This window comes from Mycobacterium sp. E3305, from assembly GCF_001666785.1.
In the GTDB taxonomy this organism is placed as follows: domain Bacteria; phylum Actinomycetota; class Actinomycetes; order Mycobacteriales; family Mycobacteriaceae; genus Mycobacterium.
In genome coordinates, this window is the sequence record NZ_LZJA01000145.1 from 38,841 (window position 1) to 55,595 (window position 16,755).

Genomic DNA, 16,755 nt, shown 5'->3' on the forward strand with positions numbered 1-16,755 from the left:
CCGGAGCGAAATCTAGATTGTTTACCTATCCGTTAGTCTGACGCTGCCGTCAATATTTGCTCGGCGGCCAGCGCGGGGGTCAGTTCTCCCGCCTTGACCTGGCGCTCGACATCGGCGCGCATCTTGCGCACCTTGGGGTTGGCCAGCACCCGGTCCAAGACGGTGTCGCGCACCATCTGCCATGTCCAGTCGACCTGCTGGGCGCGCCGGCGCGCCTCGAACTCGCCGGCCTCGGTGAGCACCTGCCGATGGCGTTCGATGGTGTCCCACAGCTCCGTCAGACCGGTCCCCTCCATCGCGCTCATGGTGAGAACCGGTGGCCGCCAAAGTGTTTCGCGCGGGTGTATCAGCCTGATGGCCGAGGACAGTTCCCGGGCGGCCACCCGCGCCTCGGCGAGGTGTTCGCCGTCGGCCTTGTTCACCACCACGATGTCGGCCAGCTCGAGCACGCCCTTCTTGATGCCCTGCAGCTGATCGCCGCCGCGCGCCAGGGTCAGCAGGACGAACGTGTCGACCATGTTGGCCACCGTCACCTCGGACTGACCGACGCCGACGGTCTCGATGATGATCACGTCGAAACCGGCGGCCTCCAACAACACCACCGTCTCGCGGGTGGCCTTTGCTACGCCGCCCAGCGTGCCGGACGTCGGCGACGGGCGGATGTACGCGTCCGGGTGCACGGCCAGGCGCGCCATCCGGGTCTTGTCGCCGAGGATCGATCCGCCGCTGCGCGTCGACGACGGGTCGACGGCCAATACCGCCACCCGGTGGCCGTGCTCGATCAGGTGCATGCCGAGGGCCTCGATGGTGGTCGACTTGCCTACCCCGGGTGTTCCGGTGATGCCGACGCGATGTGCGTTGCCCGCGTCGGGCGTCAGCTCCAGCAGCAGCCGCTGCGCCTTCTCGTGATGATCGGCGCGGGTGGACTCCAGCAGCGTGATGGCCCGTGGCAGCGCCGCCCTGTCGCCACGGCGAACGGCGTCGGCCAGGTCGTCGACGGAATCGCTCTTGCGGCCGGCCATCTAGTCGAGCGGGTAACCCAGACGCTCGGCCAGCTTGTGCAGCAGACCGATCGCGGCGTCGGCGATCACCGTCCCGGGCGGGAAGATGGCGGCGGCCCCGGCCTGGTACAGCTCGTCGAAGTCACCGGGCGGGATGACGCCACCGACCACGATCATGATGTCGGGCCGTCCCACCTCGGCGAGCGCGTCGCGCAGCGCCGGCACCAGCGTCAGGTGGCCGGCGGCCAGCGACGAGACACCGACGACGTGCACGTCGTTGTCGGCGGCCTGCCGGGCCACCTCCTCGGGCGTGGAGAACAGCGAGCCGACGTCGACGTCGAAGCCCAGGTCGGCAAAGGCCGTCGCGATCACCTTCTGACCGCGGTCGTGACCGTCCTGACCCATCTTCGCCACGAGAATTCTCGGCCGTCGGCCGTCGGCCTCGGCGAACTTCTCGACCAGTTCCGTGGCGGTTGCGATGTTGGGGGCCTTTCCGGCTTCGTCGCGGTAAACACCGGCGATCGTGCGGATCTCCGCCTGGTGCCGGCCGTATACCTTTTCCAGCGCGTCGGAGATCTCCCCGACCGTCGCCTTGGCCCGGGCGGCGTTGATCGCCAGCGCCAGCAGATTATTACCCAGCCCGTCCTCGCCGGCGCGGCCGTGTGCCGCGGCCGCCCGGGACAGGTCGGCCAGCGCGGCCTCGACGGCGGATTGGTCGCGGCTGGCCCGCAGCTCCTTGAGCTTGGCCAGCTGCTCGGCGCGCACGCGGCTGTTCTCGACCTTGAGGACCTCGACCTCCTGGTCCTCCTCGACCTGATATTTGTTGACGCCGATCACCGGCTGCATCCCGGAGTCGATGCGGGCCTGGGTGCGCGCGGCCGCCTCCTCGATGCGCAGCTTCGGGATGCCGTCGCTGATGGCCTGGGCCATGCCGCCGTGCTCGGCGACCTCGGCGATGTGGGCGCGGGCCTTCTGCGCGAGCTGATGGGTCAGCCACTCCACGTAATACGAACCGCCCCAGGGGTCGATGGGCCGCGTGGTGCCCGACTCCTGCTGCAGCAGCAGCTGGGTGTTGCGCGCGATCCGCGCCGAGAAGTCGGTGGGCAGCGCCAGCGCCTCGTCGAGGGCGTTGGTGTGCAGGGACTGGGTGTGGCCCTGGGTGGCGGCCATCGCCTCGATACAGGTGCGCGCCACGTTGTTGAAGGCGTCCTGCGCGGTCAGCGACCAGCCGGACGTCTGCGAATGCGTGCGCAGCGAAAGCGATTTCGCGTTCTTCGGGTTGAACTGGGCGACCAGCTCGCTCCACAGCAGCCGGCCGGCCCGCAGCTTGGCGACCTCCATGAAGAAGTTCATGCCGATGCCCCAGAAGAACGACAGGCGCGGCGCGAACTTGTCGATGTCCAGGTCGGCGTCCAGGCCCGCCTTGATGTAGTCGACGCCGTCGGCCAGGGTGTAGGCGAGTTCCAAATCGGCTGTGGCGCCGGCCTCTTGGATGTGGTAGCCGGAGATCGAGATGGAGTTGAACTTCGGCATCTTGGCACTGGTGTAGCCGAAGATGTCGGAGATGATGCGCATCGACGGCTTGGGCGGATAGATGTAGGTGTTGCGCACCATGAATTCTTTGAGGATGTCGTTCTGAATGGTGCCGGCCAGCTTCTCCGGCGGCACGCCCTGCTCCTCGGCCGCCACCACGTACAACGCCAGGATCGGCAACACCGCACCGTTCATCGTCATCGACACGGACACCGTCGACAGGTCGATGCCGTCGAACAGCTGGCGCATGTCGAGAATGGAATCGATTGCCACGCCGGCCATTCCGACGTCGCCCTGGACGCGGGGGTGGTCCGAGTCGTATCCGCGGTGGGTGGCCAGGTCGAAGGCCACCGACAGGCCCTTCTGGCCGGCGGCCAGGTTGCGGCGGTAGAACGCATTCGACTCCGCCGCGGTGGAGAACCCGGCGTACTGGCGGATGGTCCACGGCTGATTGACGTACATCGTGGGGTACGGGCCGCGCAGGAACGGCGGTTCGCCCGGGAAGCTGTTCAGCGGGTAGCCGCTCGCCACGGCGGCGGCCCGGTCGGCGCCGATGTACACCGGCTTGACGGCGATGTCTTCGGGCGTGTGCCATTCGAGCTGATCGGGCGTGTACCAGTGCGCGGCCGCCGTTGCGGCGACGTGCTCGCGCACGGCGGCCTCGGTGGGCGGCGGCAGCGGCCGGTCGCCGTCCAGCGGGATTTCGGCGAAGTTGCCGATCACAGGTGCGGTTGTGGTCATTGCGGCTACGCTCCCAGTCGAGTGAGCAGGTTCGAAAGGGCTTCGACCGCATTGATTTTCGCGGTCAGGAACTCGTCGGGCCGGTGCTCGGCGTCGCCCAGGGCCTTTTCGGGTCCGGCCAGGTAGACCCGCGCCACCCCGGCGGCCCGCGCCGCCTCGACGATCGCCGCGGCCCCCTCCCCGTAGCGCTTGTCGGTGCCGCAGATAACGGCCGCGCCGGGCGACCCGGCGTCGGCGACGGCCTTTGCGACGCCCGTGGCGTCGACGGTTCCGGGGTTGACGGCTTCGATGCCGCCCGACGCCAGCAGGTTGGCGGCGAAGGTGGCGCGGATGTTGTGCTCGGCCAGCGGACCCAGCGGCAGCAGCAGCACCCGCGGTCGCGCGCCGGTGCGGGCCAGGAACGCATCGGAGCGATCGCGTAGCGCCTCGAACGCGGCGGCATACCGCCGCAGGTTGCCGGCGGCCAGCGGCGAACCTGGCGAATCTTCTTGCGGCAGAGCCGGCTCCGTCAGATTCGGGAACTCGTTGACACCGGTGATCGCGGTGCGCCGATGCGCGATGTCGTCGGCGCGTCGCGCGGCCACTTCGGCGATCTGGCCGGCGACGTAGTCGCGCGCGTCGACGAAACCGCCGTGGGCCTCGATGGCCTGGAAGTGCTCCCAGGCCCGCTCGGCGAGCCGCGCGGTGAGGTCTTCGACGAACCAGGACCCGCCGGCGGGGTCCAGCACCCGGCCGACGTGCGACTCCTCCAGAAGCAGCAACTGGGTGTTTCGGGCGATCCGGCGCGCGAAGCTTCTCGCCGTGCCCGGGAAGCCGCCCGGGATCGCCACGTCGAACGGCAGCACCAGCACGGTGTCGGCGCCGCCGACGCCCGCACCGAACGCGGCCAGCGTGCAGCGCAGCATGTTCACCCACGGGTCGCGCTGGGTCATCATCGGCAGCGACGTCTCGGCGTGCACGGTGACGGCGCCGCCGTCCGGGTCGCCGACGACCTCGGCGACCCGCGCCCACAGGCGGCGCAACGCCCGCATCTTGGCGAGCGTGACGAATTGGTCGTCGTCGGCGGCCAGCCGGAAGCTGATCTGCCGCAACGCCTCGCCGACCGGCAGGCCCGATTCGGTGAGCCGCCGCAGATAGTCCACCCCGGCGGCCACGGTGCCGGCCAGCTCCCAGGTCGCGTTGGCGCCCAGGTTGTGGAAGGCCGGGCCGTCGACGGTGATCGCACGCACGCCGCGCTCTCGGGCCGCCCGCTTGGCGACCGTGACGACCTCGTCGAGCGCCGGCGTGGGACGGTCACTCAGCGCCGCGGTGAGCGGGTCGCCGCCCAGGTCGATCGACAGGAGTTCGCGCTGATCTCCCTCCACGCGGGCCGCCATCGCCAACATCGCGTCGGCGGCCGTCGAGTAGTCGGCGCCCGCATCGATGATGACCGGCACCATGCTCAGGTACACCCCGGCCAGGCTTTCCTCGAGCTGGTCGGTGGTCACGCCGGACTCCCCCACCCGCAGGACCAGCGCGCTCGCCCCGTTGCCCAGCGCGTCCAGCACCGCGGCGTTGACGTCCTTGGCCGCCACCCCGGCGACGCGGTCGGTCGGGAACGCCTCGGCCACCTTCCAGCCGGACTTGACGTCGCGCAGCGCGTCGGCGCCCCGCAGGTACGGCCACTCGCCCGGCAGCGGCGGTTCCGGCAGCTCGTCCAGCGCGGTGTACAGCGCCCGGATGGCGATGCCGTCATAGGTCGGGGTTTCCAGCAGCCGCTCGGGCTGGTCCCCGAGCTCCTCGGGGTCTTTCCGGGTGCTTTTCGATAGCACGCCGGCGACCGCGCTGCGCCAACGCCCGCGAACCTGTTCTAGTTCGGCGAGCTCGGGTACATCAATGGACACCGATTGCTCCCTTTTTCCCAGCAAATGGGGCCTGCGACTTACTAATGAGGCTAGTTGATCGGGCCTGTGGGCAGAAAACCGCGCGGCGCGACGAACGCGGCGGCGCGCCGATGAAACGCCAGCCTCGGGAAACGAGTTATTCACCTGGGCCCCGTAACCTTTACAGGCGTGACGGCTTCCGCCACCTGCAGAATCAACCGGACTCTGCGCGACCTCGCCGGCGCGCTGGGCGCAACCGCGCGTCTGCTGTCGCGGCCCCGGGCAATCGCCACAGTGGTCGGTATCACACTGCTGATCGTCGCCGCGTCATGGCTCCCGCTGCCCACGCCCGTGCAGATGCGCGACTGGGCACAGTCGGTCGGCCCCTGGTTTCCGCTGGCGTTCCTGGCCGCGCACATCGTGGCGACCGTGGTACCGGTCCCCCGCACGGCCTTCACCCTGGCCGCCGGCCTGCTGTTCGGCCCGCTGCTCGGTGTGGCGCTGGCCGTCGGGGCCAGCACCGCGAGCGCGGTGATCGCGATGCTGCTGGTGCGGGCGGCCGGGTGGCGGTTGAACCGCCTGGTGCGCCACCGGTCGATCGACACGGTCGACGAACGCCTGCGCCAACGGGGTTGGCTGGCCATCCTGTCGCTGCGGCTGATTCCCGCCGTGCCGTTCTCCGCGATCAACTACGCCGCCGGCGCGTCGACGGTGCGCCTGCTGCCGTACACGCTGGCGACGCTGGGCGGCCTGCTGCCCGGCACCGCCGCCGTGGTGATCCTCGGAGACGCCCTCGCCGGACACCCCAACTCGCTGCTGTACCTCGTCTCGCTGTGCACGGCGACGCTGGGTTTGACGGGCTTGATCATCGAGATCCGCCATTTCCGCCGGCACCATCGCCGGGCAGACAGTCCCGTCGACGACGAGCCCTCCCCCCAGCCGGCCACCGTTCGCTGACCAGATCTCGCTAATCGCCACGGCCGCTGGGCCGAAGCTGGCAAGCTGGGGCCTCAGAGACCTACCGGCATCGCGCGCTCAAGGGGGGGTGTTGGCCGGAACCCACGTGCAGTATCCGCTGCCACAACGCTCCAGGATGCATTCCGCGTTGCTGGCGATCGCGGCGTTGTTCTGCGCCATGGCCTTCGTCGCCGCGGTGTCCCAGCTGTCCAGGAACGACGGCGCCCGCTCCCTCGCCCCACCGCCCGCCCTGGCACCGATCGACCTGCCCGCATCGAGCGCTATCGGCCCCGGCGCGGGCATCTTCGTCGAGTACGCCGACGGGTCGGGCGGAATGGGTTGCACCGCGGGATTTTTGGTGCACACCGCCGCCGGCGAGACCGGGGTGCTGACGGCCGGTCACTGCAACCGCCCGGGCGGGCCCGGCAAGGTGACGATGAACCTGGGCGGCGTCCTCCCCTACGCGACGGTCGGCACGTTCAGCCAGACGGTCAACGAGGGTGTGCACAAGGAGCAGCACGACATCGGCCTGGTCCTGCTCAACGGCGAAAGCGTCCCGCAGAGCGCGGCCATCGGGGCCTCCCTGCCGGTCGCGGGCGTCGCCACCAACCTGCAGATCGGCCAGGAACTCTGCAAGTTCGGCATGGGTTCCGGCGAGGCCACCTGCGGCCCGATCACGGAAGTCACCAAGAGCAAGGTCGTGTTCTTGGCGCCCGGCCAATGCGGCGACTCCGGCGGGCCGGTCTACCTCAACGACGGCGACGGCACCGTGCGCGCCGTCGGCATCCTCATCCGCGGGGGTGTCCCCGACCCGCCGAAGCCGGGATGTTCGGCCCCGGCGAGGTTCTCGGTGGCCGAGCTTGTCCAGCCCTGGCTGGACAAGTGGCGGCTGACCACCGTGACCGCGGTGTCGTCCGCGGCCGGCTGAAAGTTCGCCCACCGCAAGGATCTTCAGGCTGGCTTCAGGCTCGCTTCCTAACGTCGCGGACGTCGCGGTGCGCGGGACGCTATTGCGCACCCGACGGGGATCGATCGCCGACAGAAAGGGAGAGATGGGCCCAGTGAAGATCAAACAACTCATCGCCGGTTCGCTGCTGGCGGGCGCCCTCGGGGCGACCGCGGCCGGCTTCGGCGCCGCGGTGGCCAGCGCGGATCCGCCCCCGCCCCCGCCGCCGGGACAACCCTGGGGGCCGGGACCGGGTGGGCCCGGTGGGCCACCGCCGCCGCCCGGACCACCGGGCGGACCGCCGCCGCCGGGGGCTCCGGGTGGACCCTTCCGCCCGCCACCGCCGGGGTTCTAGTGCCGGGCGTGCGCTAGCGGCACCGAGCGGTGGCCGCCTCGACCCGGGGTGGTCACCGCTCGGCGCTCGGGTCGACGGCAGCGACGACCGGCAGGGTGAGGCGGAACTCGGCACCGCCGTCGCGCGGCACGCACACCAGCTCTCCGCCGTGGGCTCGGGCCAGCGCCCGGGCGATCGGCAGCCCGAGCCCTGCGCCGCCGTGATCTCGGGCGCGGCCGGCGTCCAGGCGCACCAGGCGCTCGAAGATCCGCTCGCGCTCCTCGTCGGGAATCCCTGGGCCGCTGTCGGTGACAGTCACCGCGGCGGCGCCGTCGTCGCGCCGGACGTCGATCGTGATGGTGCCGCCGGCCGGTGTGTAGCGGCGTGCGTTGTCGAGCAGATTGGACAGGATCTGCGCGAGCCGGGTGGGGTCCGCGTTGACGGCGAGGTCGGCCACGCCGGTGCGGCTGATCGCGAGTTGCGGCGCGAGCATCGCGGCCCGGTCGGCTTCGGCGTCCGCGATCGCGGCCAGGTCGACCTCGCGGGTGTCCAACGGCAGGCCCGCGTCGATGCGGCTCAGATCGAGCATGTCCGAGACGAGCCGGCCGGCGCGGCGGGCGTCGGACAGCAACAGGCTGGCCCGGCGGTACTGACCCTGCGCCGTGTCGTCGCCCTGATCCGCGGCGGAGGCGTTGTTGACGAGCTGTTCGGCGGCGACCTGAATCCCGGCGATCGGGGTCCGCAACTCGTGGGCGGCGTCGACGAGGAAGCGCCGGGTCGCGGTCTCGGCCCGCTGGGCGGTGTCCGCGGCCCGCTGGGCCCGGTTTTCGGAAGCCTCCAACGCGTCCAGCATCCCGTCGAAAGCGGTTGCGGCGCGCCCCAATTCGGTGTCGGCCCGGTCCGGGCGCAGCCGTCGCCCGCGATCGCCCGTCCTGATGTCGTTCGCCAGCGCCGTCAGCCGGTCCAACGGGCGCAACGCCACCCGACTGACCGCCACCAACAACAGCGCCGCGGTCAGGAGCGTCACCACGCCGGCCCCGATCATCAGCAGGCGCAGCTGGTGCGTCACCTGGGTGGTTTGCGTCGTGTCGGCGACCAGGATCACCCGGGAGCCATCCGGCAGCGGGCGCACGACGGCCGTCGCGGTGGCATCCGGCGGGGGCGGCGGGGGCGGCGGCGGCCAGGGTGCGACGCCGGGCGGCGGGAAGTTCGGGCCGGGCGCGAACGGCGGCGGCGGAGCGAACGGCGGCGGGGGCGGAAAGGGCAGCGGGACAACGGGACCCGCGACGGTATCGGGGCTGATGCCGCGGTCGCCGTACGTTGCGCCGTCGGCGGTGACCAGCAGTGCCCGTACGCCGCCGCCGTTGAGTTCGGCGGCCAGCAGGTCGGGTGACGTGTGTGCGACGTCCAGCGCCTCGGCCCGGGATGCCGCGGCGAGGAGCCGGTCGTGCAGGTTTCTGCGGGCGAGGACGCCCAGGCTGAGGTCGACGGTCACGCCGAGCACCACCAGCAGCAGGGCGAGCAACGCCACCACCACCAGCGTCACCCGGCGCTGCAGGGACGGGGTCCGAGTCGTGGACGCGGCCGTCATGATCGCCGCGGCTGCAACCGGTAGCCGATGCCGCGCACGGTGTGCAGGATCCGCGGCCCGTGGGCTTCGAGTTTGCGCCGCAATCCACTGATATGCACCTGCACCAGGTTCGGATCGTAGGCGTCGTACCCCCAGACCCCGTTCAGGATCTGGCCGGCGCTGACGATGCGGCCGCGCTGTTCCACCAGGAAGGCCAACAGCCGCAGTTCGGTTGCGGTCAGGTCGAGGCGGCTACCACCGCGCGCGGCCACGCCCGCGTCGGCGTCCAGCATCAGATCCCCGACCTGGACAACCTGCGGCAGCCGTCCGCGCCGGCGCAACACCGCCCCGACGCGCGACACCAGTTCGGCCAGCTCGAACGGTTTGATCACGTAGTCGTCGGCCCCACCGTCCAACCCGCGCAGCCGATCCTGCAGGCCGTCCCGCGCCGTGATCAAGACGATCCCCACGTCGCCCCAGCCGCGGATGACGTCGATCAGGTCGAATCCGTCGCGTCCCGGCAGCATGACGTCGAGCACCACCAGGTCCGGCCGCAGCCCATCGAGCACCTCCTCCAAACCGTCACCGTCACAACGACCCTCGGTGTGATAGCCGATGTCGGTCAGCGCTTCGCTGACCATCTCCCGGATCGTCTCCGAGTCCTCGACCACCAGAATCCGCGGCGTGCCGACGCTGAAGTGGCCGGCGGCCGGGCGCGGGCAGTTCGTCATGACTCCATTGTGAGCGCCGGTGCTGAAACCAACCTGAAGCCGCCGCGGTGCCCCTTCCGTCCCGGCAATCCCAGATTTATCAGGAACGCCGGGATGTGACCAGGTGCCCGCCTCTGAGCGACAATCCGCCCCCGGCAGGGCCATTTCGCGTTTGTCGCTGCGAGGCGGGCACAACGCCGCTGCCCTTCGCTGGTGACAGGAGTGACGGACGGGGCCGCAGTTTCTTCAGGTCCACTTCAGATGCGGCCCCTACCGTCCGAAGCCATGACCACAAACGAGGAGATCGACACCAATCCGCCGCCGCCCCGGCAACCACGTGAACCCCGCCGCTACGCCACCGGTGTCGTGGTCGGCGCCGGGGTGGCGGGCGCGCTGATCGGCGCGATCGGCACCATCGCGGCCATCGCCTTCGCCTGGATCATCAGCGCGGGCCCGCCCGGTCCGCCGCCGCTGCCGGGTCCGCCGCCGATGATGGGACTGCATCAGGGTCCACCGCCGCCGCCGATGGGTGGGCCCATGCCCGGGGGTTTCGGGTTCGCGCCGCCACCCGCGCCGCCCGGGCCGCCGCGAGGCTTGGTCCCGCCGCCGGGCGAGGCCTTCCCGCCACCGCCGCCGCCCTCCGCTGCCCCGCACAGCTGACCGGCCTGCCGCCGTCGCGATCCGGCGAATCGTGGCGGCGGCAGCCGTCTCGCCAGTAGCGTCTGAAGTCACCGACATCCGACGACCGTGGGGAGCCGCATGACCTCGGACAGCATCGGAACCCGCCGCTTTCCCGCCGGCGTCGCCATCGTCGCCGGGCTGGCCGGCCTGGTACTCGGCGTCCTCGCCACCCTCGCGATCACCGGGTTGGTGTGGACGGTCCGGGTTCAGCTTCCCCCGCCGCCATACCCGCCGCCGCTGTCGTCACAGTCGGCGGGCGGAGGCGGGTGCATCTACACCTCACCGCCATTGCCGACGTCCGCGCCGGCCGTCGTGCCCGCGCCGCCGTTGCCGCCGGCGCCCCACGCGTAACGGTGCCCTCACTTTCCGAGCTCGCCGGACGCCTGCTTCGGTCGCGTCGACTGGTGCGCGCGCCGATCTGGCTCTTCAAGGCCCGCGCGGGCGCGCTGTTCGGCTCCCGCATGCTGATGCTCGAACACACCGGTCGCACCTCGGGCGCGCGGCGCTACGCCGTCCTCGAAGTCGTCGACCACCCCGCCCCGGGCTCCTACGTGGTGGCCTCCGGCTTCGGCCGAAAAGCGCAGTGGTTCCGCAACATTGAAGCCAATCCGCGGGTGCGGGTCTACACCGGCAGTCGTGCCCCAAGACGAGCCACGGCACGCGTGATGGCCCAGGACGAGGTGGACCGCGCCCTGGCCGCCTACCGCAGCCGTCACCCGAAAGCGTGGGAGCGGATGCGGCCCGTGCTGGAGGACACGCTCGGCGCGTCGATCACCGACACCGGCGCCCCGCTGCCGTTGGTCGAGCTGCGCCTCGACTAGGCGCGGTCGGGACCCTTCGCCGTCATCACGGCGAAGGTCACCAGGAACGCCGCCGCCGGAAGCGCGTTGGCGACCTTGTCCCGGACCCGGATGTGCGCGCCGAGCGCCAAGACGAAATAGAGCGTCAACATCGCGGTGGTCAGCCTCGCCAGCGCGGGGAAACGGGTGACCGACAGCAGGCCCACCGCGGCGGCCGCCTTCACCACCGGCAGCACGGGCCGAACGTTTTCCGGCAGCCCGACGTCATCCAGAACCTTTTTGATCGGGGCCACCTGGACGCCGCACAACACCGCGTCGACTGCATGGAACGCGCCTAGCGCGACGTACGTCTTCGGCGACGTGAAAACGCTCATGGAGCAATCCTATTGGGTCAATTGCGGCGGTGCCCCCGGCATAGTGCCATCCACCGGCTGGCGGGCGCTCGCCTCGGCCTTGGCCACCGCCTGCGCGATCGCGGGATCGGTTTCGGTGGAGAACCAGTCGGCGACGTCGGCGTCATCGTCGGCGCTGTGCTTGGGTGCGTCCTCGACCGGTGACGGCTGGAATCTGAACACGCCGTCCTCGCCGGGGGTACCCAGGAGTTTGGTGAATCCCTGCAACGCCGCGCTGAAGTCGCTGGGCACCACCCAGACCTTGTTGGCGTCACCGCGCGCCATCTCCGGCAGCGTCTGCAGGTACTGGTAGGCCAGCATCTCCGGGGTGGGCCTGCCGGCCTTGATCGCGGCGAAGGTCTTCTCGATGGCCTTGGCCTGCCCCTGCGCCCGCAGGTAAGCCGCGGCGCGCTCACCCTGGGCCCGCAGCATCCGGGACTGCCGGTCGGCCTCGGCGGCCAGGATCGCGGCCTGTTTGGCGCCCTCAGCCGCCAGGATCTGCGCCTGCTTGGCGCCCTCGGCCTGTGTGATCGCGGCCTGCCGGTTCCCTTCGGCGGTCAGGATCATCGCCCGCTTCTCACGGTCGGCCTTCATCTGCTTTTCCATCGACGCCTGGATCGACGGCGGCGGGTCGATGCTGCGCAGCTCGACCCGCGCGACCCGCAGGCCCCAGCGGCCGGTCGCCTCGTCGAGGACGCCGCGCAGCTGGCCGTTGATCATGTCGCGGGAGGTAAGCGTCTGCTCGAGCGTCATCCCGCCGACCACGTTGCGCAGGGTGGTGGTGGTGAGCTGCTCGACGCCGACGATGTAGTTGCTGATCTCGTAGACGGCGGCCTGCGGGACGGTGACCTGGAAGTAGACCACGGTGTCGATGTTCAGCGTCAGGTTGTCCTCGGTGATGACCGGCTGCGGCGGGAACGACACCACCCGCTCACGTAGGTCCACCCGGGCGCGCACCCGGTCGATGAACGGGACCAACAGCGTCAGCTGACCGCTGACCGTCCGGCTATATCGCCCCAGCCGCTCGATCACCGCGGCCTCGGCCTGCGGTATCAGGGCGACCGACTTGGCCACCACGATTATGGCGAATATCACCAGGACGGCTAACAACACCAAACCAGCAACCGCACCTTGCACGGGAGTTCCTCTCTCTCACAGCGTCTCTCGCATCCGTTATGGATTGCTCCTGAAGACGACCGCCGTGGCGCCATCGATCTGCAGGACGGTCACCGACTCCCCCGGTTCGTAGACATCGCCCTCGTTGAGCGGACGCGCCGTCCACACCTCGCCGTCGAGCTTCACCTGACCCTCGTCGCGGCCGATCCGCTCGAGCACCAGCGCCTTCTTGCCCTCCAGCGCCTCGATACCCAGCCGCGGCGCGTGCGCCGGTGTCAGCCGCCGCCGCAGCGCAGGGCGCACCAGCACCAACAGCAGGACGGAGACGATGAGGAACACCGTGCCGTTCGCCCAGCCGGGCCAGTCCGTCAGCCAACTTGTGATTGCCGCCGCCAGCGCCCCGCCGCCGAGCATCACCAAAAACATATGGCCGGTGAGCGCCTCCGCACCGGCAAGCACCAGCGCGAATATCAGCCAAAGCACCGCAGCGTGCATGCGGTCAGAATACGCGTGATCCGCCTTTGCCGGGCAAAACAACTACACTGCGGAATCGTGTGGTGTCCCAGTGTCTCGCTGTCCCTGTGGGCCAATGCCTGGCTCGCGGGCAAGGCCGCGCCCGACGACGTGTTGGACGCGTTATCGGTATGGGCTCCAAAGCAATCGGTCACCGCGTATGATGCGGTCGCCGCCGGCCACACCGGGCTGCCGTGGCCGGATGTGAACGACGCCGGGACGGTGACGCTGCTGCAGACGCTGCGCGCCGCGGTCGGCCGATCGACACCCTCCGCGGACGGCGCGGGGCGGCTGGTCGGAACCATCAATGTGCTTTTGCCCGTGCCCGGCGATGTGCGCGGGCTTGCCCCGGGGACGCAGTTCGAGCGCGACGCCCTGGCCGCCGGCGAAGCGATCATCGTCGCCAATCCCAACGATTCCGCCGCCGCCGTCGGGCTGGTCCCCGAGTTCTCCTACGACGAAGACGCGGCGGACTTCCCGGAATTGTGCGCGCTGTCCTGGACCGTGTACTCGCTGCCCGGTGCGCCGGTGCTCGACCACCACGAGCTCGGGGACGCCGAATACACGCTGCGGTCTGCGGTCCGATCGGCCGCCGACGCGCTCGGCGCGATCGGCCTCGGATCGGCCGCGGCCGACGTCGAGGATCCGCGCGGACTCGTCGAGCAGTTGCTGGAATCCGCACGGCAACACCGGATTCCCGACCATGCGCCGTCCCGCGCGTTGCGGGTGCTGGAGAACGCCGCCCACGTCGACGCCATCATCGCGGTCAGCGCCGGACTGAGCCGCTCCCCCGACTCGCCGGATCGGTTCACCGCGCCGGTGGTCGCCGTTCCGGAACCGTTCGGCACGCAATCGTCTTCGGAGGCACGCATCGCCAGTGACGCGCTGCGGCCGTTGACCGCCGTCGTGCGGTCGGCGCGAATGGCCGCCGTCACCGCGATCCTGCACTCCGCGTGGGCTGACTAGCCGGCTTCGGCCGCGGCGCAGTGCGGCGGACGGCACGGCGCGCCGTCGACGCTGGCGAGACAACCGGGCGCAGGGTCGGGGCCGGTCACCCTGGTGGGGGCGCGGCCGGTGCGCAGCTCGTCGATCAAATCGGCTGCGAGCCGGGCGAATCGGCGATCGGCGTTGGGTGTGGCGGCCCGGGCGAACGCCAGACCTGCCGCCTCGGCCTGGGATCGCAATTCCTCGTCGAGATCCCACACCACCTCGATGTGGTCGGCGACGAACCCGATCGGGCAGACGACGACGGCCGTCGTGCCCGAGGCGGCCAGCGCCGCGAGATGGTCCTCGACGCTGGGCTCCAGCCACGGCACCTGCGGCGGCCCGGACCGCGATTGCCACGCGAGATCGAAGTCGGCGTAGTTGGCCGCGGCGGCGACCAGCCTTGCGGCGTAAGCGACTTGGCGACTGTAAAGCCTGGGGCCGAGGCGCTGGTCGGCGGCCACCGGCACCGAATGCGCGGTGAACACCAGGCGGGCGCCCTCGGGCACCGTCCGCGCGGCGGCCCCGACGGTGCCGGCGAACATCTCGACGAACAGCGGGTGGTCGAAGTACGGGCGCAGCTTGACCAGCTCGGGCGCGTCCGGCCCGGCGGCCTGCCGCGCCCGGGCGATGTCCTCGGTGTACTGCGTGCAGCTGGAGTAGCCGCTCCACGCCGACGTGGTGAACACCGCGGCGCGGCGAACCCCGTTGTCCCGCATGGTCGCAACGGTGTCTTCGACGTAAGGTTCCCAGTTGCGGTTGCCGAAGTAAATGGGCAGGTCCAGTTCCGCCCGCAGCTCGCCGATCAGGGCGCGGTTGATGCCGTTGATCGGTGACACCCCGCCGAAATGCAGGTAGTGCTGGGCGACGTCGTCGAGGCGTTCGGGCGGCACGTTGCGGCCGCGGGTGACGTTTTCCAGGAACGGCCGTACCTGCTCGGGGCCCTCCGGCCCGCCGAAGGACAGCAGCAGGACGGCGTCGAATTCCATTGGCGATTAAAGCAGTTGGGTGCTGGCGCCGCCGTCGGCGAAGATGATCGTGCCGGTGGTGGCCGGCAGCCAGTCCGAAAGCAGGGCGCACACCGTCTTCGCCACGGGCGTGGGGTCCTTCATGTTCCACCCGATCGGCGCCCGCTGGTCCCAGCCCTCTTCCAGTAGCTGCATCTGGGCGCCGGCCTCCTCGCCGAGCGCACCGCCGACGATGGCGGACATCGCCAGGGTCCGGATCGGCCCCGCCGCAACCAGATTCGAGCGAACACCGAACTTGCCGGCCTCGCGGGCCACGAACCGGTTGACCGATTCGAGCGCGCTCTTGGCCACCGTCATCCAGTTGTAGGCCGGCATGGCCCGGCTCGGGTCGAAGTCCATGCCGACGATGGACCCGCCGGGGTTCATGATCGGCAGCAGCGCCTTGGCCAGGGAGGCATACGAGTAGGCGGAGATGTGGATGCCTTTGGAGACGTCCTCGTAGGGCGCGTCGAAGAACGGGTTGATGCCCATCCCGGTCTGCGGCATGAAGCCGATCGAGTGCACCACGCCGTCGAGCTTGTTGCCCTCACCGATCTCGGCGGTGACCCGCTCGGCGAGCGTGTCCAGGTGCTTCTCGTTCTGCACGTCGAGTTCGATCAGCGGGGCCTTCTCCGGCAACCGGTCCGCGATGCGCTGGATCAGCCGCAGCCGGTCGAACCCGGTGAGCACCAACTGCGCCCCCGCCTCCTGGGCGACCTTGGCGATGTGAAACGCGATCGACGAGTCGGTGATGATCCCGCTGACCAGAACCCGTTTGCCCTCGAGCAGTCCTGCCATGTCCGTCCTTAATGTCGATGTGTCGGGGCCGAATTCAGTGGCCCATGCCCATGCCGCCGTCAACCGGGATGACCGCGCCGGCGATGTAGCCCGCATCCTCGGACGCCAGGAAGCTGACCGCCCCCGCGACGTCCTCGGCGGTGCCGACCCGCTTGGCCGGGATGAATTCCAGTGCGCCCGCCTGGATCCGCTCGTCGAGCGCGCGGGTCATCTCGGTGTCGATGTAGCCGGGGGCGACCACGTTGGCGGTCACCCCGGCCTTGGACAGCTCGCGGGAAATCGAGCGCGCCATGCCGATCAGGCCGGCCTTGGCGGCCGCGTAGTTGGCCTGGTTGCCGATGCCCCACATGCCCGACACCGACCCGATGAAGATGATGCGGCCGAACCGCTTGCGCTGCATGCTCCGCGACGCCCGCTGGGCCACCCGGAACGCCCCGGTGAGGTTCGCGTTGATGACCTCGGTGAAGCGCTCCTCGGTCATCCGGATCAGGAAGGCGTCTTTGGAGATGCCGGCATTGGACACCAGCACCTCGACGGGCCCCTGGTGCTCCTCGACCTCTTTGAACGCCCGGTCGACGGCCTCGTTGTCGGTCACGTCACACACCACGCCGAACAGCCCCTCGGGCGCCCCGGATCCGCGGTGGGTGACGGCCACCTTGTGGCCATCGGCGGCCAGCCGCTGCGCGATCGCCAGTCCGATGCCCCGGTTTCCGCCCGTCACCAGGACTGAGCGGGATACGAATGCGGGTTTGCCGCCGGTGGCGGCACTTTCGGTGGTGTTCTCGGTGGCCGTGTCAGTCACCCCGCCAA

General features: G+C 70.3%; 17 protein-coding genes and 1 pseudogene. 7 read left to right on the forward strand and 11 right to left on the reverse strand.

Annotation, left to right across the window (positions count from 1 at the left end; genetic code table 11):
* Positions 1 to 21 precede the first annotated feature (21 nt).
* The 3 genes and pseudogenes from meaB to mutA form a co-directional block, all read right to left on the reverse strand.
* A pseudogene (gene meaB, locus A5701_RS13430) lies at positions 22 to 1,022 on the reverse strand (methylmalonyl Co-A mutase-associated GTPase MeaB).
* Positions 1,023 to 3,275 (reverse strand): methylmalonyl-CoA mutase, encoded by a 2,253-nt coding sequence (scpA, locus tag A5701_RS13435; protein ID WP_067753978.1) that lies wholly within the window; start codon positions 3,273 to 3,275, stop codon positions 1,023 to 1,025.
* Positions 3,276 to 3,280: 5 nt separating this feature from the next.
* Positions 3,281 to 5,158: a methylmalonyl-CoA mutase small subunit gene (gene mutA / locus A5701_RS13440; protein WP_067753981.1), complete on the reverse strand. Its 1,878-nt coding sequence runs from the start codon at positions 5,156 to 5,158 to the stop codon at positions 3,281 to 3,283.
* 168 nt (positions 5,159 to 5,326) lie between these two features.
* Between mutA and A5701_RS13445 the strand changes: the two genes are divergently transcribed.
* The 3 genes from A5701_RS13445 to A5701_RS28190 all read left to right on the forward strand — a co-directional run bounded on the left by A5701_RS13445 (position 5,327) and on the right by A5701_RS28190 (position 7,395).
* Positions 5,327 to 6,094, forward strand: coding sequence for a TVP38/TMEM64 family protein (locus tag A5701_RS13445; protein ID WP_067753984.1), 768 nt, complete (start codon positions 5,327 to 5,329; stop codon positions 6,092 to 6,094).
* A 136-nt stretch (positions 6,095 to 6,230) separates the two neighbouring features.
* Positions 6,231 to 7,022, forward strand: a complete 792-nt coding sequence (locus tag A5701_RS13450; RefSeq protein WP_082954749.1) for an endopeptidase — start codon at positions 6,231 to 6,233, stop codon at positions 7,020 to 7,022.
* A 133-nt stretch (positions 7,023 to 7,155) separates the two neighbouring features.
* Positions 7,156 to 7,395, forward strand: a complete 240-nt coding sequence (locus A5701_RS28190; protein ID WP_156670083.1) for a hypothetical protein — start codon at positions 7,156 to 7,158, stop codon at positions 7,393 to 7,395.
* Positions 7,396 to 7,447: 52 nt separating this feature from the next.
* On the opposite strand, the gene A5701_RS13455 is transcribed toward A5701_RS28190, so the two are convergent.
* Both A5701_RS13455 and A5701_RS13460 read right to left on the reverse strand, forming a co-directional pair.
* Positions 7,448 to 8,965, reverse strand: a complete 1,518-nt coding sequence (locus A5701_RS13455) for a cell wall metabolism sensor histidine kinase WalK (RefSeq protein WP_067753991.1) — start codon at positions 8,963 to 8,965, stop codon at positions 7,448 to 7,450.
* A complete protein-coding gene (locus A5701_RS13460) occupies positions 8,962 to 9,675 on the reverse strand; it encodes a response regulator transcription factor (protein ID WP_067753993.1) in 714 nt (237 codons plus the stop codon). Before A5701_RS13460 ends, A5701_RS13455 begins: the two co-directional genes overlap by 4 nt.
* A 264-nt stretch (positions 9,676 to 9,939) precedes the next feature.
* Here A5701_RS13460 and A5701_RS13465 point away from each other — a divergent pair, with 264 nt between their 5' ends.
* The 3 genes from A5701_RS13465 (at position 9,940) to A5701_RS13475 (ending at position 11,156) form a co-directional block, all read left to right on the forward strand.
* Positions 9,940 to 10,314 (forward strand): hypothetical protein, encoded by a 375-nt coding sequence (locus A5701_RS13465; protein WP_067754005.1) that lies wholly within the window; start codon positions 9,940 to 9,942, stop codon positions 10,312 to 10,314.
* 99 nt (positions 10,315 to 10,413) lie between these two features.
* Positions 10,414 to 10,686, forward strand: a complete 273-nt coding sequence (locus A5701_RS13470; RefSeq protein WP_067754008.1) for a hypothetical protein — start codon at positions 10,414 to 10,416, stop codon at positions 10,684 to 10,686.
* A gap of 2 nt (positions 10,687 to 10,688) precedes the next feature.
* A complete protein-coding gene (locus A5701_RS13475) occupies positions 10,689 to 11,156 on the forward strand; it encodes a nitroreductase family deazaflavin-dependent oxidoreductase (RefSeq protein WP_067754011.1) in 468 nt (155 codons plus the stop codon).
* Here the strand turns inward: A5701_RS13475 and A5701_RS13480 are convergent.
* The 3 genes from A5701_RS13480 to A5701_RS13490 are packed head-to-tail and all read right to left on the reverse strand — an operon-like array spanning position 11,153 to position 13,138.
* Positions 11,153 to 11,509 (reverse strand): DoxX family protein, encoded by a 357-nt coding sequence (locus A5701_RS13480; RefSeq protein WP_067754014.1) that lies wholly within the window; start codon positions 11,507 to 11,509, stop codon positions 11,153 to 11,155. The two genes, A5701_RS13475 and A5701_RS13480, sit on opposite strands and share 4 nt — an antisense overlap.
* A gap of 9 nt (positions 11,510 to 11,518) precedes the next feature.
* The gene (locus A5701_RS13485; protein ID WP_067754017.1) at positions 11,519 to 12,664 is read right to left on the reverse strand and encodes an SPFH domain-containing protein; all 1,146 of its coding nucleotides are present in this window, start codon (positions 12,662 to 12,664) and stop codon (positions 11,519 to 11,521) included.
* 36 nt (positions 12,665 to 12,700) lie between these two features.
* Positions 12,701 to 13,138 (reverse strand): NfeD family protein, encoded by a 438-nt coding sequence (locus A5701_RS13490; RefSeq protein WP_067754020.1) that lies wholly within the window; start codon positions 13,136 to 13,138, stop codon positions 12,701 to 12,703.
* Between the two features lie 57 nt (positions 13,139 to 13,195).
* Between A5701_RS13490 and A5701_RS13495 the strand changes: the two genes are divergently transcribed.
* A complete protein-coding gene (locus tag A5701_RS13495; RefSeq protein WP_067754023.1) occupies positions 13,196 to 14,122 on the forward strand; it encodes a hypothetical protein in 927 nt (308 codons plus the stop codon).
* Here the strand turns inward: A5701_RS13495 and A5701_RS13500 are convergent.
* The 3 genes from A5701_RS13500 to fabG1 are packed head-to-tail and all read right to left on the reverse strand — an operon-like array spanning position 14,119 to position 16,747.
* On the reverse strand, positions 14,119 to 15,129 hold the full coding sequence (locus tag A5701_RS13500; protein WP_067754026.1) for a ferrochelatase: 1,011 nt from the start codon (positions 15,127 to 15,129) through the stop codon (positions 14,119 to 14,121). The genes A5701_RS13495 and A5701_RS13500 overlap by 4 nt on opposite strands.
* A gap of 6 nt (positions 15,130 to 15,135) precedes the next feature.
* A complete protein-coding gene (gene inhA, locus A5701_RS13505) occupies positions 15,136 to 15,945 on the reverse strand; it encodes an NADH-dependent enoyl-ACP reductase InhA (RefSeq protein ID WP_067311115.1) in 810 nt (269 codons plus the stop codon).
* Between the two features lie 34 nt (positions 15,946 to 15,979).
* Positions 15,980 to 16,747, reverse strand: coding sequence for a 3-oxoacyl-ACP reductase FabG1 (gene fabG1, locus A5701_RS13510; protein WP_067754029.1), 768 nt, complete (start codon positions 16,745 to 16,747; stop codon positions 15,980 to 15,982).
* Between the last annotated feature and the right edge of the window lie 8 nt (positions 16,748 to 16,755).